This window comes from Marinobacter salarius (genome assembly GCF_032922745.1).
In the GTDB taxonomy this organism is placed as follows: domain Bacteria; phylum Pseudomonadota; class Gammaproteobacteria; order Pseudomonadales; family Oleiphilaceae; genus Marinobacter.
The window spans coordinates 3,016,087-3,038,977 of record NZ_CP136693.1 but is presented as its reverse complement, the minus strand read 5'-3'; the positions used below and the strand labels follow the sequence as shown (position 1 = coordinate 3,038,977).

The 22,891-nt window shown below is 57.4% G+C and carries 24 protein-coding genes; all 24 read left to right on the top strand.

Translation table 11 applies throughout. From position 1 onward, the window contains the following. Window positions 1-79 precede the first annotated feature (79 nt). The 24 genes from R1T46_RS14000 to R1T46_RS13885 all read left to right on the top strand — a co-directional run bounded on the left by R1T46_RS14000 (window position 80) and on the right by R1T46_RS13885 (window position 22,891). Window positions 80-1,303: a CoA transferase gene (locus R1T46_RS14000; RefSeq protein ID WP_317305876.1), complete on the top strand. Its 1,224-nt coding sequence runs from the start codon at window positions 80-82 to the stop codon at window positions 1,301-1,303. Beyond that, on the top strand, window positions 1,281-2,447 hold the full coding sequence (locus R1T46_RS13995) for an acyl-CoA dehydrogenase family protein (RefSeq protein WP_213479994.1): 1,167 nt from the start codon (window positions 1,281-1,283) through the stop codon (window positions 2,445-2,447). Before R1T46_RS14000 ends, R1T46_RS13995 begins: the two co-directional genes overlap by 23 nt. A gap of 99 nt (window positions 2,448-2,546) precedes the next feature. Next, window positions 2,547-3,401 (top strand): SDR family oxidoreductase, encoded by an 855-nt coding sequence (locus R1T46_RS13990; protein WP_100690213.1) that lies wholly within the window; start codon window positions 2,547-2,549, stop codon window positions 3,399-3,401. An 81-nt stretch (window positions 3,402-3,482) separates the two neighbouring features. Beyond that, entirely contained in the window at window positions 3,483-4,289 is an 807-nt protein-coding gene (locus R1T46_RS13985; protein WP_213479995.1) for an ABC transporter ATP-binding protein, read from the top strand. Beyond that, window positions 4,282-6,201 carry an AMP-dependent synthetase/ligase gene (locus R1T46_RS13980; protein WP_100690215.1) on the top strand — a complete coding sequence of 640 codons (1,920 nt, stop codon included), beginning with the start codon at window positions 4,282-4,284 and terminating at the stop codon, window positions 6,199-6,201. The genes R1T46_RS13985 and R1T46_RS13980 overlap by 8 nt, the downstream gene beginning before the upstream one ends. Beyond that, a complete protein-coding gene (locus R1T46_RS13975; protein ID WP_213479996.1) occupies window positions 6,202-7,089 on the top strand; it encodes a branched-chain amino acid ABC transporter permease in 888 nt (295 codons plus the stop codon). Window positions 7,090-7,092: 3 nt separating this feature from the next. Continuing rightward, window positions 7,093-8,166 carry a branched-chain amino acid ABC transporter permease gene (locus tag R1T46_RS13970; RefSeq protein ID WP_213479997.1) on the top strand — a complete coding sequence of 358 codons (1,074 nt, stop codon included), beginning with the start codon at window positions 7,093-7,095 and terminating at the stop codon, window positions 8,164-8,166. Between the two features lie 6 nt (window positions 8,167-8,172). Then, on the top strand, window positions 8,173-8,991 hold the full coding sequence (locus R1T46_RS13965) for an ABC transporter ATP-binding protein (protein ID WP_198515543.1): 819 nt from the start codon (window positions 8,173-8,175) through the stop codon (window positions 8,989-8,991). Between the two features lie 31 nt (window positions 8,992-9,022). Further along, window positions 9,023-9,469, top strand: coding sequence for an ABC transporter substrate-binding protein (locus R1T46_RS13960; RefSeq protein WP_213479998.1), 447 nt, complete (start codon window positions 9,023-9,025; stop codon window positions 9,467-9,469). 220 nt (window positions 9,470-9,689) lie between these two features. Continuing rightward, window positions 9,690-10,937, top strand: coding sequence for an ABC transporter substrate-binding protein (locus R1T46_RS13955; RefSeq protein WP_213479999.1), 1,248 nt, complete (start codon window positions 9,690-9,692; stop codon window positions 10,935-10,937). Between the two features lie 90 nt (window positions 10,938-11,027). Next, window positions 11,028-12,278 carry an ABC transporter substrate-binding protein gene (locus R1T46_RS13950; RefSeq protein WP_213480000.1) on the top strand — a complete coding sequence of 417 codons (1,251 nt, stop codon included), beginning with the start codon at window positions 11,028-11,030 and terminating at the stop codon, window positions 12,276-12,278. Window positions 12,279-12,337: 59 nt separating this feature from the next. Then, window positions 12,338-13,150 carry an enoyl-CoA hydratase/isomerase family protein gene (locus R1T46_RS13945; protein WP_317305874.1) on the top strand — a complete coding sequence of 271 codons (813 nt, stop codon included), beginning with the start codon at window positions 12,338-12,340 and terminating at the stop codon, window positions 13,148-13,150. Between the two features lie 11 nt (window positions 13,151-13,161). Beyond that, window positions 13,162-13,944 (top strand): enoyl-CoA hydratase/isomerase family protein, encoded by a 783-nt coding sequence (locus R1T46_RS13940; RefSeq protein WP_100690109.1) that lies wholly within the window; start codon window positions 13,162-13,164, stop codon window positions 13,942-13,944. Between the two features lie 39 nt (window positions 13,945-13,983). Next, window positions 13,984-14,388, top strand: a complete 405-nt coding sequence (locus R1T46_RS13935; protein ID WP_227521170.1) for a transposase — start codon at window positions 13,984-13,986, stop codon at window positions 14,386-14,388. Beyond that, entirely contained in the window at window positions 14,385-14,483 is a 99-nt protein-coding gene (locus tag R1T46_RS13930; RefSeq protein ID WP_227521171.1) for a hypothetical protein, read from the top strand. Before R1T46_RS13935 ends, R1T46_RS13930 begins: the two co-directional genes overlap by 4 nt. Beyond that, complete coding sequence (locus R1T46_RS13925; RefSeq protein ID WP_227521172.1) at window positions 14,483-14,704, top strand: hypothetical protein; 222 nt, start codon at window positions 14,483-14,485, stop codon at window positions 14,702-14,704. Before R1T46_RS13930 ends, R1T46_RS13925 begins: the two co-directional genes overlap by 1 nt. 546 nt (window positions 14,705-15,250) lie before the next feature. After that, window positions 15,251-15,970: a transglutaminase-like domain-containing protein gene (locus R1T46_RS13920; RefSeq protein WP_213480001.1), complete on the top strand. Its 720-nt coding sequence runs from the start codon at window positions 15,251-15,253 to the stop codon at window positions 15,968-15,970. After that, window positions 15,967-16,416 (top strand): MaoC family dehydratase, encoded by a 450-nt coding sequence (locus R1T46_RS13915; RefSeq protein ID WP_100690111.1) that lies wholly within the window; start codon window positions 15,967-15,969, stop codon window positions 16,414-16,416. The genes R1T46_RS13920 and R1T46_RS13915 overlap by 4 nt, the downstream gene beginning before the upstream one ends. Then, a complete protein-coding gene (locus R1T46_RS13910) occupies window positions 16,403-17,524 on the top strand; it encodes an acyl-CoA dehydrogenase family protein (protein WP_100690112.1) in 1,122 nt (373 codons plus the stop codon). The genes R1T46_RS13915 and R1T46_RS13910 overlap by 14 nt, the downstream gene beginning before the upstream one ends. Beyond that, entirely contained in the window at window positions 17,524-18,675 is a 1,152-nt protein-coding gene (locus R1T46_RS13905; RefSeq protein ID WP_228301474.1) for an acyl-CoA dehydrogenase family protein, read from the top strand. The genes R1T46_RS13910 and R1T46_RS13905 overlap by 1 nt, the downstream gene beginning before the upstream one ends. Window positions 18,676-18,708: 33 nt before the next feature. Then, window positions 18,709-19,518, top strand: coding sequence for an enoyl-CoA hydratase/isomerase family protein (locus R1T46_RS13900; RefSeq protein ID WP_100690113.1), 810 nt, complete (start codon window positions 18,709-18,711; stop codon window positions 19,516-19,518). Window positions 19,519-19,545: 27 nt separating this feature from the next. Continuing rightward, window positions 19,546-20,742, top strand: coding sequence for a phenylacetate--CoA ligase family protein (locus tag R1T46_RS13895; protein ID WP_213480003.1), 1,197 nt, complete (start codon window positions 19,546-19,548; stop codon window positions 20,740-20,742). A 432-nt stretch (window positions 20,743-21,174) separates the two neighbouring features. Then, window positions 21,175-22,680, top strand: a complete 1,506-nt coding sequence (gene istA / locus R1T46_RS13890) for an IS21 family transposase (protein WP_213480004.1) — start codon at window positions 21,175-21,177, stop codon at window positions 22,678-22,680. Next, window positions 22,667-22,891 carry a hypothetical protein gene (locus R1T46_RS13885; RefSeq protein ID WP_317305873.1) on the top strand — a complete coding sequence of 75 codons (225 nt, stop codon included), beginning with the start codon at window positions 22,667-22,669 and terminating at the stop codon, window positions 22,889-22,891. The genes istA and R1T46_RS13885 overlap by 14 nt, the downstream gene beginning before the upstream one ends.

Here is a 22,891-nt window from a genome sequence, read left to right as displayed (position 1 = left end):
CATTCGCCCCATGTCTTGAGGTTTGTCTTCTGCGCCGGTATTATTCTAACAAACGTTAGAATAATACCATGGAGAGCGAATGACCAGCCCACTTCATCAACTGAAAATCATCGAGCTTGGCCACGTTATCGCCGGGCCTCTTTCGTCAGCTCTGCTCTCTGATTTCGGTGCGGATGTCATCAAGATCGAGGCGCCCGACCGGACGGACATGATGCGCGACCTCGGCCCCAAGGCAGAGGACGGGGTCGGCGTCTGGTGGAAGACACTTGGCCGCAACAAGAAAATTCTGAGTCTGGACTGGAAGTCGGACGAAGGCCGGAACATCCTGCGCAGGCTGGTTGAAGGTGCCGATGTGCTTGTCGAAAATTTCCGACCCGGCGTGCTTGAGCGGGCAGGTGTCGGGCCGGACACTTTACATGAGTGGAACCCGGATCTGATTGTACTGCGCGTGTCGGGTTACGGACAGGAGGGCCCGATGCGGGATGTGCCCGCTTTTGGGCGCGCGGCAGAGGCTATGAGCGGTCTCGCCCACCTGACCGGCTTTGCCGATGGGCCGCCGATGCATCCTGGATTTCCTGCGGCCGACAGCACAACAGGATTGATGGGCGCTTTGGGCATTATGATTGCTTTGTTTGCGCGGGAAAAAGGGGTTGCACGCGGCCAGGTTGTCGATCTTGCGGTGTTCGAGTCGCTGCTTCGGTTGATGGACTATCCGGTGCCCGCGCTGACAGGCGCGAACCTTTCACCCCAGCGCAATGGCTTGCGCCAACCGATGGATTTTGCACCTGGCGGCATGTTCCGTACATCTGACGGGGTGTGGCTGACCGTTTCCGCAGGCAGCGCAGAGACGGCCCAGCGACTGCTGCGGGCGGTGGGCGGAGATGCGCTGGCCGAAGACCCGCGGTTTGCGACCCTTGGCCTGATGTCCCGCCATATGGCCGTGGTCTTTGATGCCATCAATGATTTCGTCACGCAGCGCACGCTTGCCGAGGTTGAGGCGGAATTCGCCCGCCATGATGCGGTTGCCTCACGGGTGCTGAGCGTCGAGGAGATCACGATGAATGAGCAGATACGCCATCGCGGAGACATCGTGTCGGTCGCGGGCGAGCAGACGCAGGTCGTCGGTCCGGTCCCGCATCTGAGCACCACGCCAGGCGAATTGCGCTGGCTGGGGCGGCCACCGGGAGCAGATTCCCGCGAGATTCTGCGCGATCTTGGTTTTGACGATGCCCGCATCACAGCTCTGCATGAGGCAGGGCTTGTGGGCCAGGAGATACGTAGTGACTTTTCGGATGACGAATGAGCAGGAAGAAATTCGTAGCCAGATCCTTCGAATATGTGCGCAGTTTGACGATGATTACTGGTTGCAGCGGGATCGCACCGGTGATTTTCCTCATGAACTGCACAGAGCGATGGCCGACGGCGGGTGGCTTGGAATCGCCATGCCGGAAGCGGTCGGCGGTGCCGGTTTGGGGATTACCGAGGCGACCATAATGATGCAGGCGATCGCGGAGTCGGGAGGTGGTGCCAGCGGGGCCTCGACTGTGCACATGAATATATTTGGCCTCAACCCGGTAGTGAAGTTCGGAACCGGTGAGCAGCGCGCCCGAATGCTACCCCCCTTGATTGCCGGTGATGAAAAGGCCTGTTTCGCCGTGACCGAGCCGACCACGGGTCTGGATACTACGAAGCTGAAAACCATGGCAGTGCGACAGGGTGACAGGTATGTCGTGCATGGCCAGAAGGTTTGGATTTCGACCGCCCAGGTGGCCGACAAGATGTTGCTTCTGGCAAGGACCACACGGCTTGAGGATGTGATCGACCCGACCGAGGGGCTGAGCTTGTTCTATACGGATCTCGACCGCAATTTCGTGGATGTGCGTGAAATCGAGAAGATGGGCCGCAAGGCAGTCGACTCGAATGAGGTGTTTATCGACGGCCTGCCGATTCCGGCCCAGGACCTGATCGGAGAAGAAGGTAAGGGCTTCCGGCAGATCCTGCACGGGTTGAACCCCGAGCGCATTCTCGTGGCTGGCGAATGCATTGGCATCGCGCGCAACGCTCTGGCGCGTGCGGCGCAATACGCCAACGAGCGTGTGGTCTTTGGGCGGCCGATCGGCCAGAATCAGGGCGTTCAGCATCCGCTGGCTCAGGCCTGGGCACGGGTGGAAGCCGCCAATCTCATGGTGATGCATGCCGCCGCCCTTTACGATTCGGGAGAGGCGTGCGGAGTAGAGTCGAACGCAGCCAAGCTTCTGGCCGCAGATGCCGCTGTCGAAGCAACCGAAGCCGCGCAGATTACCTTTGGCGGCTTCGGGTACGCCAAGGAATATCATGTTGAGCGTCTGGTAAGGGAGGCACTGCTGTTCCGCATCGTGCCTGTGACGCCACAGATGCTTTTGTCTTTCATCGCGGAAAAAGCGCTTGGGCTTCCAAAGTCTTACTGACCAGAAGTAATTGGCGGGAGCAGGGAGGATTGTCGTCTTGACAATTTTCTAACGCGTGTTAGATTAAAAGAGCTACCCTGAATGGGCAAGGGAGGAAGCATGAGTAAGTCGCAGTTCGGGTCTTCACGAGAGAGTTTGGCTACACGTTCGACCGTGTATTCCGGTGATTTATTTGCGGGCAAAACCGTTGTTGTAAGCGGCGCAGGCGGTGGTTTGGGGCTGGCGATTGCGGCCCTCTTCGCCAGGTTGGGTGCCAGCCTTGCGATCAATGGACGCGACGAGGAAAAGCTGGCTTCGGCCAAGGAATTTCTCGAAAGCTTGGGCGCCAAAGTCTTTGCCAGGACGATGACCATCCGGGATCCCGAACAGGTCACGGAGTTTGTCGGTGAGGTAAATCAAGAATTCGGTTCGATTGACGTTCTGGTGAACAACGCGGGGGGGCAGTTTCCACAGGCCGCGCTGGACTTTTCCCCGAAGGGCTGGAGCGCGGTCATAGATACTAACCTCAACGGTACCTGGTGGGTTATGCAATCCACTGCGCGCCACTGGGTTGAGCACAAGCAACCAGGTTCGATCGTTAACATCGTGGCCGACATCTGGCGCGGCATGCCCGGCATCGCACATACGTGCGCGGCTCGGGCAGGGGTGATTTTTCTGTCCAAATCGGTCGCGGTGGAGTGGGCGCCCCATGACATTCGTGTGAATTGCGTGGCGCCAGGCTGTTGTGAGAGCTCCGGGTTTAGTCGCTACCCTGAGGATGGCGCGGCAACCTTTCAGGATTCTAATCCGATGCGGCACGCAGGGGATGAATGGGATGTCGCCGAAGCGGTTGCCTATATGGCCGCCAATTCAGGAAAATTCATAACTGGTGAAGTGCTTAACATCGACGGTGGGCAGCAGATGTGGGGGGATCCCTGGCCAACAGGTCGGCCGGACTACTTTCGGATTGCATGACGAGTGCGTGACATGTGCGCCGAAACTGATTGTGATATCTAGATGACGACAAATAAAACAACAATCGGCACTGGAGATTAGATGACTAAAAATAATCAAACCACAACCCATGTCGGAGACGGGGCGCTATTAGAGTGCAGCGGGATCGAGCGTCGGTTCGGCGGCATTGTCGCCGTCACAGGCGTGGATTTCGTTATTCGCCCGGGTGAAATTTTTGGCCTCGTTGGTCCAAATGGAAGTGGGAAGACAACACTTACGAACGCGATCACCGGGTTTTACCCGCCAAACGAGGGAACTGTCCGGCTGGCCGGAAAAGATATCGCGGGCACAGCACCCCACAAAGTTGCAAAACTTGGCATTGCCCGAACGTTCCAGAACCTCGCTCTGTTCAATGGGATGAGTGTTCTCGACAACATCCTGCTCGGTCGGCACATCTACATGAAACCAGGCGTTTTGCGTACGGCGCTTTATTGGTGGGCCGCGCAGCATGAAGAAATCGAGAATCGCGAGATCGTCGAGGAGGTGATCGAGTTTCTGCAACTTGAGAGCATCCGGCACGAGTTGGTCGATGGGCTTCCAATAGGGCTAAAAAAGCGGGTCGAGCTTGCGAGGGCTCTGGTAGCGGAGCCGAAAATGCTGATTCTCGACGAGCCGATGGCCGGCATGAACCAGGAAGAAAAGGGGTATATGGCGCGCTTCATTCTGGACGCGCGGGCCGAACGGGGCGTCAGCGTCTTGCTGATCGAGCACCATATGGATGTCATTATCGGCATTTGCGACCGGATGCTTGCGCTGAACTACGGTGAGATGATTGCTAGCGGCCTTCCGAGGGACGTTGTAAACGACCCCCGGGTCATCGAGACATATATCGGAGGGGCTCATGGTTGAGGGAGCAAAAATACAGTCTTCGGAAGGCAACACACTCGGCGCTTTGCTGGCCTGGAACGCTTCAAACTACGGAGGAGATATCGCGCTTCGCGAAAAGGAACGCGGCATCTGGGAGGAAACCACTTGGGCTGAGTATGCCGAAGAGGTTCTTGAGTGCGCGGCCGGTCTTGAAAAACTTGGTGTCGCGCCGGGCAAGGCCGTGCTGATCCTGGGTGACAACCGCGCCCGGCTTTACTGCGGTATGCTTGCGGTCGCGCTGCTCGGGGGCTTTGCCATGCCTGCCTATCCGGGAGCGACGATCGACGAACTTCAGCATTTTCTTGGCGAAGTCGAGATCGTCGCGGCTATTGCGGAAGATCAGGAGCAGGTGGACAAGATCCTTGAGCTGAAGGAAGCAGGCGCTGGAGGCATCGCCCACATCATTTATGATGAAGTGCGCGGTCTTGGATTCTATGAGGTCGATGGCCTCATGTCCTGGGATCATCTGATCGAAGTTGGTCGGCACGACCTCAACGACGATCCACATCGGCGCGAAGAACTCACGCATCGGACCAAGCCCGAAGATCCGGCGATTTTTCTACATTCGTCGGGGACAACCGGCAAGCCAAAGGGCATCGTTTTGAGCCAGAAGAACGTTCTGGCCGCGGCGCGCAATGGTCATGCCGCCGGGGCCTTCGACGAGAACGAGGAAATTCTTGCTTATCTGCCGATAGCGTGGGTGGGCGATTACGCCATCACCGTCGCGGCCGCGCTGCTTCTGCGCTTCACCGTTAGTGTGCCGGAGCGGCAGGAAACGGTCGTTCGGGACATGCGCGAAATTGCGCCGACTTTCTACCTGGCGGCACCCCGAAGCTGGGACCAGATGCTGACAACAATCCAGGTTGGAATGGAGGATTCAACGCCGTTGAAGAAGTGGTTGTACCACTTTTTCATGGATCGGGCCATTGCCGCCGAAACACGCAAACTGAACGGCAAGAGTGGCGGCGCATTGGAGCCGTTAGGCCGACTGTTGGGCGAGGCGATCATCTTCGGTCCGATCAAGGACCAGTTCGGCATGAGCCGCTTGAAGAATGCGTTCACTGGCGGCGAGGCGATCGGCGAAGACACTTTTGTCTTTTATCGCGCCCTGGGGATCAAGCTGCGCCAGTTTTACGGTCAGACCGAGAACAGCGCAATTAACGCAATTCAGTCACCAAGTGAAGTACGCCTGCATACTGTTGGCAAGCCCGTGCCGGGCGTTGAGGTGAAAATCGGGGAGGATGGAGAAATCCTGGTGCGCTCGGATAGCGTGTTCGAGGGGTATTTCGACAAACCCGATGCGAGTGCCGCTGCCCTGGAGGGAGGGTGGCTGCATACCGGCGACGCTGGCTATCTGGAGGAGAACGGCCACCTTGTCGTGCTGGGGCGTGTCTCCGAGGTCATGCACACGTCAAGCGGTGAACGCTATGTGCCCAACTATATCGAGAACCGGCTGAAATTCAGCCCGTATATAAAGGATGCCGCAGTGGTCGGTGCCGGTATGGACGAACTGACGGCAATGGTCTGTATGGATTTCGAATCGGTGGGACACTGGGCCGAGGTGAACGGAGTGCCTTACGTGTCGTATTCCGATTTGTCTCAGCGGGACGAAGTGGCCATGCTTCTGCACGAGGCTTTCGAGCGAGTAAACAAGGTTATCCCCGAGCCGCTGCACCTGAAACGTTTCGTCAGCCTGCCGAAGGAGTTCGATCCGGACGACGGAGAAATTACCCGGACAAGGAAACTGCGTCGCAAGGTTGTGCAGGAACGCTACGCTGATGTGATCGCTGCACTCTATGATGGCTCAAAAGAGATCCATTTCAGTGCGCAGGTGACTTACGAAACTGGCGAAACCGGGGGGGTCGACAGAACCCTTCCTGTACGGGAGGTTTAAATGGACTGGATTTTTTTAACTGAGCTGGCGATTAACGGTGCCCTTACGGGGCTTCTGTATTCGCTTGTCGCAATTGGTCTTGTGCTGATTTATAAGGCATCCTCGGTGCCCAATCTGGCGCAGGGCGGTCTGACGATGCTTGGGGCATATGTGGTTCTTGCGCTGTCGAGAGATGCGGGAATGCCGCTGTGGCTGGCCATCCCGCTCGCTGCAGTCATCATGTTCGGCATGGGCTTCGGTATTGAGCGCGTTGCCCTCAGGCGCCTGGCGGGCCGCCCTGTTGTCATGATCCTGATGATGACACTTGGCATCGACATTTTCCTCATCGGCACAACGCTTGCCATTTGGGGTGGGACGTCAAGTTCGATGAACCTGGGTATTAGCTATGAACCACTGTTAATGGGCGACATCTTCATCAGTCGCATCCATCTCCTCGGCGCCGGAGTTGCGCTCTCTCTATTCGCCGCCTTTATGCTGTTCTTTAGGACCCGGACCGGGATCAAATTACGGGCGATAGCGGATGATTACATGGCTTCGTGGTCGGTCGGGATTTCGGTTGAGCGTGGAGTCGGACTGTCCTGGGCGCTTGCATCACTTGTGGCTGTTGGGGCAGGTGTGATCTGGGGCGAAATTCAGGGGGTCGATCAGTCGTTGTCGATATTGCTTCTCAAAGGTCTGACAGTCGCTGTTCTTGGTGGCCTGGACAGTATTCTGGGTGCGGTGATTGCGGGTGTAATTATCGGCATCATTGAAAACGTCGGCGCGGAATTTCTCGATCAGTTTGTCGGGGGCGGGAGCCGTGAACTCATCGTTGCCGCTGTCCTAATTCTTACGGTCATGATCCGTCCGCACGGACTGTTCGGCCGCCACGATATCGAGAGGGTGTAAGGGATGTTTTATCGACTTTCCGGCGTTCACTACGACAGTTTCGCTTCAGATAGCCGTATCTTCAAGGTTCCAGCAGATCGGAACCTGGCTGTATTCTTTCTTCTGTTTGGATTGGCGGCACCGTTCATCATACCGTCGCTTTACCTGAACAGTTACATGCTGCCCTGGCTGCTCTGGACGGCGGCCGCTCTGGGCCTGAACCTGGTGACGGGGTGGGCCGGCCAGCTTCATTTGGGCTACGCGGCTGTCATGGCCGTCGGAGCGTATTCAGCGGTCCACGCCGTGCGCTTCGGGGTACCTTGGGAATTCGCCCTTCTCATTGGTGGGCTGGCATCATCGGTTATTGGTAGCCTGTTCGCTTTCGCCGCATTGCGGGTGAAAGGTCTCTATCTCGCGCTCACTACCCTCGCGATGCAGTTCGTAATGGACTGGGTGCTGAACCATTCACCAACTATTTCGGGGGGTTCACACGCGTCGCTCCAGTCTCCAACGTTCGCGCTCCTTGGGCAGGAGATAACCTCTGATGTTGGCTATTACTATGTCGGCTTCGGATGGTGCGTGTTGGTGACGATCTTAATGTTGAACCTCAAACGCACCGGGTTGGGGCGTGCGCTGGTCGCCGTGCGGGAGAAAGACTTTGCCGCCGCGATTCTGGGTGTGAACAGTTTCTACTACAAGATCCTGGCCTTCGCGACATCGTCGTTTATTGCGGGGGTCAGTGGAGCCTTGCTGGTTGCGACATTCTTCTTCTTGGCCACGCCGGAACAGTTTTCGGTGGGCGTGTCGATCCAGGTGCTTGCGATGGTGATTGTCGGCGGACTGTCGAGCATTATCGGTTCTTACTTCGGGGTTGCCCTGATTCTGCTTGCACCGGGCCTGGTGAACGGTCTTGTCGTTGCGGCAAGCGGGGGGTTAGGCATGCAGGTCACTGATGAAACGCTCGCCCATATCCCGAATGCCATTTACGGTGCGCTGATCGTCATAATTCTCCTGATCGAACCGTTGGGGTTGGGAAAGCTCTACGGCAACGTCAGGGATTATCTGATGGTCTGGCCCTTCGATCAGCTAAGGAAGTAAATAAAAATGCCGATGCAAGAAAAAGTTGAAGCTCAGTCCATCTTGTCGATGAACAGTGTCGAGGTGCTGTACGATAACGTTATGCTGGCGATCAAAGGCGTTTCGGTTCAGGTGCCAAAGGGCAAGATGATTGCGCTTCTGGGCTCGAACGGAGCGGGAAAAAGCACAACCTTGAAAGCGATCAGTGGTCTTTTGAAAGCTGAACGCGGACGTATCAGTCGAGGGGAAATAAAGTTTAATGGGACGGATATTACCGAAGTTCTCGCACAAAAGCGCGTCGGAATGGGCATCTGTCACGTCGTCGAAGGGCGGCATGTTTTTGAACATTTGACACCGGACGAGAACCTTACCGCAGCGGCGCCGTTGGGGATGTCCCGTTCAGTGCTAAATGTGGAAAAAGAGAAGATATACAACTATTTCCCCCGGCTTGCCGAGCGCCGAAATTCGCAGTCGGGCTATCTGTCAGGCGGTGAGCAGCAGATGCTTGCCATTGGCCGCGCGCTTGTGACCCAGCCTAGCCTTCTAATGCTTGATGAGCCGAGTCTCGGACTTGCGCCATTCCTGGTGAGCGAGATCTTTGACATCCTTCAAAAGATTAACCAAGAGGAGGGCGTGTCGGTCCTGCTTGTGGAGCAGAACGCCCTGGCCGCTCTGGAGATCGTTTCGGAAGGCTATCTGATCGAAAACGGCCGGGTCGTCATGCATGGTACGGCCGAAGAACTCAAATCCAATTCCGACATTCAGGAATTCTATCTTGGCGGCGGGGAAGGCACCGATTTCCACAATGTCAAGCATTACAGCCGGCGTAAGCGTTGGCTGAGCTGAAGTTTTCACGAAAATCCTCTGGGAGAATAAGATGCAACGACTTACTAGGGTGTTAGCCGCTTTTTTGATCGGAGGCAGCGTGATGTTCGGCCCTCAGGCTTTGGCGAAGCCATTCAAAGTTGGCGTCTGCTACGATCTCAGCAAGGCCTATACTTTTGCCTTGCCGCAGATTTCGCAGGTGGCCATGGATCTGGCGAAGCTTGTCAACATGAAGGGCGGGATTGGTGGAGAACTGGTCGAGGTTATTGTCCGTGACCACGGCAACGAACCGCAGCGTGGTATCGAGTGCTATTCTAGGCTCAGCCGCGAGGGCGACTTTGGCTTCGATACGCGCTCGACGCCGGTATCTCTGGCGATCCTGCCGCGCGTGATGGAAGACGAACGCATTCTCATGCAGTCTCTGGTAGGGCGTGGCGATGCCGTGGACGGCACTGTTTTCGAATGGGTCTATCTGGGCGGCCCAACCTATTGGGGGTAGGGAGCCGATCAAGATTCTCCAGACACCGTCCGAGAAAGGGGGCTTGAGCTCCTGCTCTACCCCGTGCCGCTGCCGGGACGCGATCGGGCGGGGCCCGGTCAAGAAAAGTTCCGCGAAATACGGGCAATGACAGTCAGGTAGCAGAAGGCAAGGTGGGACGCAGGGCAGAGCGTCCGAACAAGAAAAGAACGCTCTGCACTGAATCGAAAAGGAGAGAAAAATGAAATACAAAAAGCAACTCAAAGCAGTGGCCCTCGCCATGGTGCTCGCATCAGGCGCGGCAGCTACATTCGCCCAAGCCGAGGAGCCGATCCAATTCGGCCTCTGCTTCGACCTCAGCAAGTCCTATTCCTTCATCACGCCACAGCTGGCCCAGGCGGCTCGGGATCTCGCGATGTACGCCAACGACAACGGCGGCATCGAGGGCCATCCCGTTGAAATCATCGTGCGCGACCACGGCAACGAACCCCAGCGTGGCGTGGAATGCTATGAGCAGCTCAAGCGAGATGGTGTTTTTATTTTCAACTTCATGTCCACGCCGGTCACGAACGCGGCTTTACCGCGTGCCATGAAAGACGGCAATATCCTGATGCAATCCTTTGTCGGCCGCGGTGACGCGGTGGATGGTGAGGTGTTCGAATGGGTTTTCCCGGTCGGTCCAACCTACTGGCAGCAGGCGGCCAACGACGTTGCCTTCATCAAGGAGCAATTGGGCGGCGATCTGGAAAATGCCAAGATTGGCTTCATCTATCTGGATTATCCGTTCGGTCAGGAGCCGATCGAGATTCTGAAAACCCTTTCAGAGAAAGAGGGCTTTGAACTGGAGCTCTATCCGGTACCGCTGCCGGGAACAGACCAATCCGGTGCCTGGAGCAGGATTCGCCGCGACAAGCCGGACTATGTGATCAGCTGGCTTCTGGCGGGCGGGCATGTGGTTGCGTCTAGGGAAATGCGCCGCAACCGCTTCCCGATTGACCGCTACCTGTCTGTTCACTGGATGAACGAGGTCGATATCCGCAATATCGGCGAGGAAGAGGCCAAGGGCATCCTGCGCGCGACCAATGTTGTTGGCGGGCAGGATACCCCGATCGTCCAGACGATGCTGGAGACCTACTATGCCAAGGGCAAGGGAAGTGGCCCCGAAGCTAATGTTCGCGACGTTTATTACAACATGGGCCTTGCGATCCAGGCAACGGCGCATGAGGCGGCGCGTCTGGCGATCAAGGAGAACGGATGGCCGCTGACGCCGGAGGCCATGAAGGCGGGCTATGAGTCGATCGAAAACTTCGATGCCAATGGCCTGATGGCTCCGGTAACCGTGACACCCCAGGACCACGGCGGCGGTGCTAAGACGCGCATTGAACAGTGGGATGGCGAAACCTGGGTTCCGTTGACCGACTGGAACGCCGAGTATACCGATGTGGTGTGGAACGTGGTCAAGGAAAGTTCAGCGAAATACGGGCAATGACAGTCAGGTAGCAGAAGGCAAAGTGGCACGCAGGGCAGAGCGTCCGAACAAGAAAAGAACGCTCTGCACTAAATCTAAAAGGAGAGAAAAATGAAATACAAAAAGCAACTCAAAGCAGTGGCCCTCGCCATGGTGCTCGCATCAGGCGCGTCAGCTACATTCGCCCAAGCCGAGGAGTCGATCCAATTCGGCCTCTGCTTCGACCTCAGCAAGTCCTATTCCTTCATTTCGCCCCAGGTCGCCCAGGCGGCACGGGATCTCGCGATGTACACCAACGACAACGGCGGCATCGAGGGCCATCCCGTTGAAATCATCGTGCGCGACCACGGCAACGAACCGCAGCGTGGCGTGGAATGCTATGAGCAGCTCAAGCGTGAAGGTGTTTTCCACTTCTACTTTCTGTCCACGCCGGTCACGAACGCGGCTTTACCGCGTGCCATGAAAGACGGCAATATCCTGGCGCAAGCCTTTACGGGTCGCGGTGATGCGGTGGATGGTGAGGTGTTCGAATGGGTTTTCCCGGTCGGTCCAACCTACTGGCAGCAGGCGGCCAACGACGTTGCCTTCATCAAGGAGCAATTGGGCGGCGATCTGGAAAATGCCAAGATTGGCTTCATCTATCTGGATTATCCGTTCGGTCAGGAGCCGATCGAGATTCTGAAAACCCTTTCAGAGAAAGAGGGCTTTGAACTGGAGCTCTATCCGGTACCGCTGCCGGGAACAGACCAATCCGGTGCCTGGAGCAGGATTCGCCGCGACAAGCCGGACTATGTGATCAGCTGGCTTCTGGCGGGCGGGCATGTGGTTGCGTCTAGGGAAATGCGCCGCAACCGCTTCCCGATTGACCGCTACCTGTCTGTTCACTGGATGAACGAGGTCGATATCCGCAATATCGGCGAGGAAGAGGCCAAGGGCATCCTGCGCGCGAGCAATGTTGCCGGCGGGCAGGATTTCCCAATCATCCAGACGATGCTGGAGACCTACTATGCCGAGGGCAAGGGAAGTGGCCCCGAAGCTAATGTTCGCGACGTTTATTACAACATGGGCCTTGCGATCCAGGCAACGGCGCATGAGGCGGCGCGTCTGGCGATCAAGGAGAACGGATGGCCGCTGACGCCGGAGGCCATGAAGGCGGGCTATGAGTCGATCGAAAACTTCGATGCCAATGGCCTGATGGCTCCGGTAACGGTGACACCCCTGGATCATGGCGGCAGCAGTAAGACGCGCATTGAACAGTGGGATGGCGAAACCTGGGTTCCGCTGACCGACTGGAGCGCCGGGTATACCGATGTGGTGTGGGATGTGGTCAAGGAAAACTCGGCGACGTTCTCCGTCAAATAGTCGAATAAGTGTCCAACTCCCCCGCGGCGTTCCAGCCGCGGGGGAGTTGGACGGCATAAATGCCGATAAATTTCCGAGCGGAAGAGGCGTGGCTAATGAACCCTATCGACGTGACGATTGAAAGCGGTATTGCAACGGTCTGTATCAACCGACCCGAGCGTAAAAACGCGCTGTCGGTGGCCGCAACGAATGGGCTGACCGATGCCTGGGAGAAAATTGAAGCCGACGACAGTGTCCGCGTCGCAATATTGACCTCTGCCGATTGCGGGGTCTTCAGCGCCGGGCTGGATTTGAAGGAAGCCATGCAGATTTCGCGGGATGAGGGTGTCGATATTCTGACGAAAATGCGTGACCCGTTTCATGAAACGATGCGCGCCTGCAAGAAGCCCATCGTTGCCGCCATGACCGGATCCTTGATGGCAGGTGGCATGATGCTGACCCTGAACTGCGATCTTCGCGTTGGCCTCAAGGGCACCAAGGTCGGCATTACCGAGGTCAAAATCGGGCGTGGGTCGCCTTGGGCGGCTCCGGCGCTATCGATGCTGCCACAACCTATCCTCATGGAAATCGTTCTGACCGGCGCCCTGATGCCCATCGAGCGGCTGCATAAGTATGGATTCACCAATTATCTAGAGGACACGCCGGACGCAGTGCGCGCACGAGCGTTCGATCTTGCGAAACGCGTTGCTGAGGCGGCACCGCTCTCTGTCGTCGCGGCCAAAGGGAGCGTTCGCGCCACCATGGATCTGGGCTGCGCAGGCGGTCTGGAAGAGGGCAAGCGCCTGCATGAGGTCGTTTATGCCAGTAATGACGCGATCGAAGGCCCAAAGGCTTTTGCCGAAAAGCGCGCACCGGTCTGGACCGGAACCTGAAGGAGATTGAAATGACCGACCTTATTCGCCTGGACAGGGATGGCCCGGTTGGCATCCTGCGCTTTATTCAGCCAAAGAAACGCAACCCTTACAGCATCGCATTCGTCGAGGAATTGGTGGCGTATCTGCGCGACGCCGAACGGGACGATGCGATCCGTGCTGTGGTCATGACCGGTGGCGAGCACTTCAGCAGCGGGGGGGATCTTGTCGGCTTCCAGGCCGAGATCGCCAAGGGGGCCAGGGCAACATCCGAAATGGTCGACAAGGTTCACGACGGGGGTCGCGCCGCCTATCTCTTCCGCAAGCCGCTGATTTCGGCTGTTTGCGGTGTCGCCTATGGTGCCGGTCTGAGCCTGGCCTTGTCGGCGGACATCGTCGTGGCCGCCGAAGATGCCCGGCTGTGCGAGGTCTTTGCCCGTGTCGGTGGGTGTCCGGACACAGGGTCGAGCTGGTTGCTCCAGCAGCGCGCCGGCGCAGGTGTGGCGCGGATGCTTGTTCTCACAGGTCGTGAGATTGACGGGCGCACCGCTAAGGATCTGCGTGTCGTGGAAGAGTGCGTTCCGGCAAAACAGGTCGAGGAGCGCGCGTTTGAGATCGCTTGCGAGATTGCCCCCCATCCGATGTTCGGCGTACAGACAGCCAAGCGCGTGATGCGCGCCTCAGCAGAGTGTCGTTATCTGGAGGCGCTGGACATCGAGCGCGATACCCAAAGCGTTCTGCTGTGCGCGCACGACTTTCCCGAGGCGATGAAAGCGTTTTCGGAAAAACGAAAACCCGAATTCAAAGACCGCTAAAGCGGTCGAATCCAAATCGAAGAACTTGAAAAACTTAAGGTGGCTCGTTATTACCCCAAGGGCCAGACCGGGCGACCTCCTTATCCGTTTCCTGCCATGCTGCGCGTTGACTGCACGCAGTTGTTCTATAACCTCAGTGACCCGGCCATGGAAGATGCCTTCTACGAGATCGAATTCATGCGCCAGTTCGCCGGTCTGAGGCTAGAGCGCTTACCGGACGAAACCACGATCCTCAAGTTCCGTCATTTTCTTGAGCAACACGGTCTTGGCAAGGTCCTGTTCCAAGGGGTGAACAAGCACCTTGAGAAAAACGGCCTCATGTTGCGCGAAGGCTACATTGTTGATGCTACGATCAATTCCGCGCCCAGTTCCAAGAACGAAAGGGCGAACGAGATCCGGAAATGCGCCAGACTCGTAAGGGCAACCAATGGCGCTTCGGGATGAAAATACACATCGGCTTCGACGACACGCTGGGTCTTATCCTCAGCATCGACACCACCGCTGCCAACGTTCATGACATCGTCCCTCTGGCATTCTAATGCACAGCGAAGAGCAACGAGTCTTTGGTGATGCTGGCTACCTTGACATCCAAAGGCGATCCGATCACAAGCATCGCAAGAATCTCTCCTGGTTCATCGCCAAGCGCCTTGGTACACGGAAAACGCTGGATGCTGAGAAGGTTAAAGCCGACAAAATCAAAACCAGTATCCGCTCAAAAGCGGAGCATCCGTTCCGGTGCATCGAGCAGGTGTTCGGCTAGAACAAGGTCCGCTATCGTGGCCTGGACAAGAATTCAAACCGCCTGCAGTAACTTGCTGATCGGTGGAAGATTCCTGCTGACGCAGGGCCATTGTGCTTGTTTTCCGCCAAAATGGCGGGAAACGGCAAAAAACACATAAACAAATAGAGGGTTGCGCCTGAATTTTCCGATCTATGCTGGCTCCAGCGGGGACGCTGGAGAAAATCGGCGGTTATTCAGACTTTTCCTTTTGGAAACCATAAGTCAAGGTGCTTGTGCCCGTCAAACGCGCGATCGACAACGACATGAACGCCACCGGTCAGATGCTTTCCGCGATGCTGGGCTGGTCGCGAGCCACCTTCGCTTCGGAACTCGACATCGACGGCGACAATTGGCTTAGATCATGCCCCGGTGGGTGTATTGAGGTGCAGGGTCAGTGATTCAGGATAAGGCTGTTGGATAGGTACTGCCCATTATGACTTGGGCGTGCAGGAGACAGAATAAATCTCGTTGACGGGAAGGCTATAAATTATTATTCTAACATTTGTTAGAAAGTGGAGAAGGGAAATGGCAAAGTCTAAAGACAACCTGCCGACAGAGACGGAGCGCTATGTCATGCCATCGCATTTTATAGAAAGCGATAGCGGTGAAGTGCAGGACTTCGTGTCCTCTGCGTTGCGTGATCTTCCGCCGGATGCATCCAGACGCGACAAGGCAATCCGCCTGTTCGAGGCGGTTCGCGATAATATCCGTTATGATCCTTATTGTTTCGCCCTGGATGAAGACTCCTATCGCGCCAGCCGAGTTGCCAGGGCAGAAGCGGCGTTTTGCGTTCCCAAGGCAATCCTACTTGCGGCCTGCCTGCGTGCCGTTGGTATCCCCGCCGCTCTGGGGTTTGCGGATGTGCGCAACCACCTGAATACACCAAAATTGCAGGAACTGATGGGGACCGACCTCTTCATCTATCACGGCTACGTTCAATTGTGGCTGGAAGGTGAGCCTTACAAGGTCACGCCTGCGTTCAATATGGAGCTATGTGAACGATTCGGGGTCAAGCCGCTGGTCTTCGACGGCTATCACGATGCCTTGTTCCATGAGTTCGATGAAGAGAACCACCGGCACATGGAATATGTGAAAGACCGGGGGCTGTATTTCGATGCGCCGATGGGAGAATTCCTGACGGCCTTCAAGGAAACCTACCCGAAACTGGAAGAGTTCAACCGCGTTCGAATCTCCAAGGGTTCGAAGGGGTACGATTCCGGTTTTTCAGAGGAGGGGGGCTCTTGAAATACCTTGATGATTTCAACCCGGGGCAGGTCTTTCGCTTTCGCAGCGTCCCGATGAGCGAGGTTGCTATAAAGGCGTTCGCCGAAGAGTGGGATCCGCAACGGCTGCACACCGACGAGGACTATGCGACCACCCTACATGGCAGCCTGATCGCCTCGGGCTTTCAGACGATGCTTGAGGTGTTCAAGCCTGTCATGACGGAAATGATGGTTAATGTCGCTAATATCGGCGGGATCGGTTTCGACAATCTGCGCTGGCTGCGGCCTGTCCGCCCGAATGAACCCCTCGATATCGACATGAAGGTCAACTCGGTCACACCGTCCAAAAGCAAGCCCGACCGAGGTGTTTTGCACTATACGCTCAGTGCCAAGAACCCCAAGGGCGAGATCGTTTTTTCAACTGACACCTCCGTGATGATCCAGCGAAAACAAAATGACACAGACTGATATGATTTCCAGCGACCAGGACGACCTTCGATTGCTGCGTGAGAGCGCCCGCACCCTGTTTGAACGGGCTGGCGGAAGCGGGAGGGCCAGAAAACTGCGTGATGCCGGTGGCACCTGGGATCCGGAGATGGTCCACGAACTGGCCGAGGTCGGGGTTCTCGGTGTGGCGGTGCCCGAAGTGAATGGCGGGCTAGGCATTGGGCTGGCCGCCGGGGGTGTTATCGCGGAGGAGGTCGGCCGCGTGATTGCCCCCGAACCGGTGGTAATGACGATCGGGCTGAGCCTTGGCCTTCTGCGTCGGCTTTGCCCGGATCATCCGAAGGTGGCGCAACTGATCAGCGGTGACACTGTCCTGCCGGTGGCCTGGCAGGAACGTGGCTCGGGTGGGGCGCCTGGCGATGCGGCATGCCGCTACGCAGATGGAAAGCTGACCGGCAGCAAGGCCTGGGTCGTCGGCGCGGCCGGATCACATGGTTTCCTTGTTGTGGCCCGGGGGGACGATGGTCCTGTCCTGGTCCTGGTCGAGGCCACCACAAACGGATGTTCCGTCGAAAATCGCCTGCAGGCTGACGGTAGTGCGATGGGTGAGCTTTCGTTTTCGGCGACTCCGGCCGAGGAACTTGCCCGGGGCAACGCCGTAACAGAGGCGCTCAGCGAAGCAATCAGCGATACAACGGCGCTTGCCGCGGCCGAGCTCGTCGGCCTGAGTGATCGCGCTTTTGAAATCACTCTGGACTACATCAAGACCCGTGAGCAGTTCGACAAGCCCATCGGTTCCTTTCAGATCCTTCAGCATCGCGCCGTGGACCTGAATATCATGCGTGAGGTTGCACAGGCGGGTGTGCGCGAAGTTCTGGCCCGGATGCAGTACGAAACAGATCCGGGGGTCCGCAAGCGTCTCGCCAGCCGCGCCAAGGCACGGGCTGTCACGGCCGCAAAGAAGATCACGCGGGATGCGGTTCAGCTGCACGGGGCAGTTGGCTATACCGACGAGTTCGATATCGGGCTTTATCTGAACCGGGCGCTGGTACTGTCGGCCTGGTTGGGCGACGACACCTATCACAGGCGGATGTGGTTCAAGGCACGTGAACAAGAGGGGGCTGCATGATGGCGGACTGGAACGCAATGAGTGATACAGAATTCCGCAAGGAAGTGCGTCATTTCTTTGAAACGGAATACCCCGAAGAGCTGCGTCATCTGCCGCACCGTCCGAAATTCGTGGAGATCGAGCATTGGCACCGCAAGCTGCACGCCAAGGGTTGGGTGGCTCCTGCCTGGCCTGCTGAGTATGGCGGCATGGGGCTGAATGCCGCCAAGCTACTGATCTTTTACGAAGAGCAGCAGCGTTGGGGGGTGAACCGCGGGCGCGACATGGGTGTGCAGATGGTCGGCCCGCTGATTATCAAGTTCGGCACCCAGCAACAAAAAGACTATTGGCTGCCGCGCATCCTCAGCTGCGAGGACATCTGGTGTCAGGGCTATTCCGAGCCCGGAGCCGGGTCCGATCTGGCCAGTCTGCGTACGCGCGCAGGCATCGATGGCGACGACTTCGTCATCAACGGACAGAAGACCTGGACCACGATGGCGCATGACGCCACCCATATGTTCATGCTGGTGCGGACCGATCCGGGCGCACCAAAGAAGCAGCAGGGAATCAGCTTTCTCCTGGCCCCGATGGATCAGCCTGGCGTCGATGTGCGTCCGATCCGGACGCTTGCGGGGGAGTACGAGTTTTGCGAGGTCTTTTTCGACAATGCCCGCACTCCGTGCGAGAACCTCGTTGGCGAGCTAAACAAGGGCTGGACGATGGCCAAGGCGCTTTTGAGTTTCGAGCGTATCTTCATAGGTTCGCCAAGCCTTGCCCAGAACGCCCTGGGGCAGCTTGAAAGCTTTGCTCGGTGCCGCGGCGCCTTTGACGATCCAGTGTTCTGTGACCGCTTTGCCCAAGCCGCGCTCGACGTTGAAGACCACGCCGCGCTTTATGCCCGTTTCGCGGATCAGCTTAAGCGTGGCGAAACGCTGGGTGCGGATGTCTCGATGCTGAAGATCTGGGTGACTGAGTGCTTTCAGCGCATTACCGAACTGATGATCGAGGCTGCCGGCCCCGATGGCGGCACAATAAGTCCGCTTCAGATCGGCAACGTCAGCGTGGACGTTCTGGCGAGCTTCTACAAGGCCCGACCGACAACGATCTACGGCGGGTCGAACGAGATCCAACGCAATATTCTTTCCAAGGCCGTCCTTGGTTTGCCAGGTTGAACCCAAACTAACATCCAACGAAGGAGCAGAACTATGTCGGACCGTTATGCAAAATACAACAAGCTCACATTTGATTATCCGGCGGATCGCGTCCTGCGCATCACCTTTGACCGGCCCGAGTCTTTTAATTCCGTCGATGCGGAAACCCACACCCAGATGACGGATATGTGGATCGATATCGACCGCGACCCCGACATTAATGCGGTGATCGTGACCGGCGCGGGCAAAGCGTTTTCAGCGGGCGGCGACTTCAGCCTGATCGAAAACATGATCGGGAATTCCCATGAGATCATGAAGACGTGGAAAGAGGCTAGGGGTCTTGTCTACAATATTATCAACTGCAATAAGCCCATTATTTCCGCCATCAACGGCCCGGCCGCGGGTGCGGGTCTCGTCGTTGGCATCCTGGCGGACATCTCCATCGCCGGTAAAAAGGCAAAGATCGTCGATGGCCACCCGCGCCTGGGCGTTGCGGCCGGTGACGTAGCGGCAATCATCTGGCCGCTGCTAATCTCGATGGCCAAGGCGAAGTATTACCTGATGACCTGCAAGCCGGTTTCTGGTGAAGAGGCCGAGCGTATCGGTCTGGTGTCGATGTGCGTCGAGGATGACGAATTGCAGAAAATCGCGCTGGACACTGCGGTTGAGCTAGCTAACGGTTCGCAGAGCGCTATCCGCTGGACCAAATATTCTCTAAATAACTGGTTGCGTCAGGCCGGACCGATTTTCGATGCCTCGACTGCACTTGAAATGCTCGGCTTCATGAGCGAAGACGTTAAGGAAGGGGTGTTGTCGCACCGCGAAAAGCGTGCGCCGAACTTCCGTAAGGACTGCCCGCTTTAATAAAAGAATGGTCAAGGAGGCATGGTCATGGCTGAAAACATCTACCTGGATATAGCGAAAGCCTATTCTACGGCGGCCGAGAAAGCTCCAGGACTGAAGTCGCGATTTGCGGCTGCCGGATTTGATCCGGCAGCCGTGGCATCACTGGCGGATCTGTCGCGCCTGCCGGTGATGAAAAAGGAAGAGCTTTTGAGGATTCAGCGCGATGATCCGCCATTTGGCGGGTTTCTCGCCGCCGATCTGAAGGATGTCGGGCGCATCTACGTCTCCCCCGGACCGATTTTCGAACCCGCTCTGCCTGGTGCGGGGGGGCATGGTCTGGATATGTTGTTCAAGTCGGCGGGTGTCGGGGCTGGGGATATCATTCTGAACACTTGGATGTATCACCTAGTACCGGCCGGTCTCCTTTTTGACGAAGCGGCCCAGGCAGCCGGAGCGACAGTGATTCCCGGAGGCGTCGGAAATACTGAGCTTCAGGCGCAGGTCATCGTTGAAACCGGCGTGACTGCGATCTGTGCGTCAACCGCGTTCTTCCTGACGCTGGCGGAGAAGGTGATCGAAAACTATGGCCGTGAAGCGTGGAAGGTGAAGACGGCATTTCTAGGTGGCGAGATGGGCGACTGGATGGCCAAGCGTCGCCGAATCGAAGCCGATTACGGCGTATCGACCTGGGCCGCCTATGCCACGGCCGATCTGGGCATGGTGGCCTATGAGGATGGCGGCGAAGGCTATGTGGTTCATCCCGACAGGGTGGTGCAGATCTGCGACCCGGTCAGCGGTGAGCAGGTGGCGCATCAAGAGCCGGGCGAGGTTGTCGTGACCGCGCGCGATGCGACTTGGTCCATGATCAGGTTCGGCACAGGCGACAGCGCATTCGCACTGGAAAACAACGCGGATGGAAGCGTTCGACGACTCTCGACGCTGCAAGGCCGGGTTGGCGCGGCGGTGAAGGTGCGCGAGATATTCATCTATCCCCGCGTCATTGAGGAAGTCGTCATTGCCACGCCGGGTGTCAAGACCGCGCAGGCCGTAGTGACGCGTGAAAATGATCGCGACATTATCCGCCTTTTTCTCGTGCTGGAGAATGGCGCCGATGCGGCCACTGCGGAGGCTGCCGCCGCCGAGGCCTTCAAGCGACATTCGAGAATTCGCACTGATGCGGTGAATGTGATCGAGGATCTGCCGGAGGAGGCAGATCTGATCGTGAACAAGAAGGATGGCTAAGTCCTGGCCCTTATTCACGTCGATCAACACCAATAATCATCCGGCGGCAGGAGCCCCGGTTGACGTAGGGTTCTGAACCCTCCAAAGAAATTCGAGAATAGGGCTCAGGGTGAGGTGTCTCTCTTGCCTAGAATCTAAGGAACTAGCTGTTGATGGGGAGCCAGAGCCTAGCCAGAGCACATCAACAGGGCAAGCTGGCTGCCGCCGCGATCCATAACGTAAATGCTCTCGCTCCGATCGTCGGATGGATTGCGCAGCACTAGCCTATAACTGCTGTTCTCAATGGCGTGATCTGGTGTTAGTGGCCAATTAAAGTGACCCACTACTGGCCATTAATTTTGACCCACCTCCGAGTGGCCGTCAGGCCACAGAACCAGCTACTGTCCCCCGCTTTTATCGATGGCCGGGGGCATGTCAGTGAAGGAGTGGGTTGTGATACACAAGATCAAGGCACTGCACGATAACGGTAAAGGACTGTCGATCCGCGCCATCAGCCAGGAACTGGGGTTATCCCGGAACACGGTACGCAAGTATTTGCGGATGGAGGTGGATGCGATCACAGAGCAGTTTGCAGATCCCTCACGGAGCAAGCGCCTCGACGATCACCGGGATTACCTGGTGCATTTGCTCAAGCAATTTCCCAAGCTCAGCGCCGTCAAGATTGCCCGTAAGCTTCAGGCAAAGGTCGGCGACTTACCGGCCTCAGATCGCTCTATTCGCCGTTATGTGCGAGCACTCAAGGAGGAAGTGGCCTCGGCCCAGATGCGCTACTACGAACCCATTCTGGACGATGTGCCGGGTGTTCAGTGTCAGGTGGACCCTGGCGAGTTACGTGGTGTGTTGATCGGTGGCGAAGAGCGCACGCTGCACTTCGTGGTGTTCGTGCTGTCCTACTCGCGGCTGATGTACGTGGGCTTGGCCTTCCGCCCTCTGGACACCCAGACCTTTATCCAGCTCCACGATGAAGCCTTGCGGTACTTTGGCGGTCTGCCGGAGGAATGCGTTTACGATCAGACCAAGCTGGTGGTGATCAACGAGCAGTACCGGGAACTGACTCTCAACCAACGTTTCCATGAGTATGCCACCACCGCCGGGTTCCGGATCCATGCCTGCGAAGGCTATGACCCGGAGAGCAAGGGCAAGGTGGAAGCCGGCGTAAAATACGTCAAACAGGACTGCCTTTACGGCGAGGTCTTCCGGGACCAGGAACACGTGTGTCAGCACGTGCAGGACTGGGTTGAGAGTGTGGCCAATGTCCGCATCCACGGCACCACCGGAGAACCACCCCGGGAGCGGTTCGAGCAGGATGAACGAGAACATCTGGCGGCCTATCTGTCACCGGCGTGCGTGCAGTCTGTGGCCCGGGAGACACGAAGAGCCGACAAGACCGGCCTGATCGCCTGGAAGGCCAACAAATACTCCGTGCCCATGGCCTGGCAACAGGCCCGGGTGGGCGTTCTGGAGTCCGGCGGCCAACTGCACATCAGCGACCTGAGCATAGGCGACGTCATCGCCAGTCATGGCCTGTGTACGGACAAGGGCAAGGTGATCAAGAACACCCATCACTACCGAGATCATGCCCAGCGCGTGAGCAAGCTGGAAGCCGACATCAGCGCCCGGATCGGCAGTGATGTCGGGCATCGGTTGTGCCAGCAGCTCAAACGCTCCGAGCCCAAGATCTACAAGGATCAGTTGGTGGCTGCCCGCGACTTGCTCAAGCGCCACGAACCCGTGGATCCCGTGTTGATCACGACGCTGGCAGAGCGCCCCGGCATGACCGCCACACGACTGCAAAGCTACCTGGAAGCGGCCCAGGCCGCCGTCCTCCGGGAACGGCAGCCGGAACCTCTGCCAGAACCCAAGGAAACACTGGACCTAAGTGCTTACCGCCGTCTTGGCCACTCCAGTGGCCAGGGGGTGACCCATGAGCCAGCTTGAGCAAACCGTGGCCCGATACCGCAGCCTGCGTCTGAGCGCAGCCGCTGATGAATTAACGAATCTGCTGGCTGAGGCAGAAGCCAACGAGATGTCTTATCTGAGCTTCGCGGACAGGCTTGCCGAACATGAGATGACTCAGCGCCAGGACAAACGTATCCGCCGGAACCGGAAGATAGGGCCACCTCACGAAACGGAAAATATCGCACGCTAA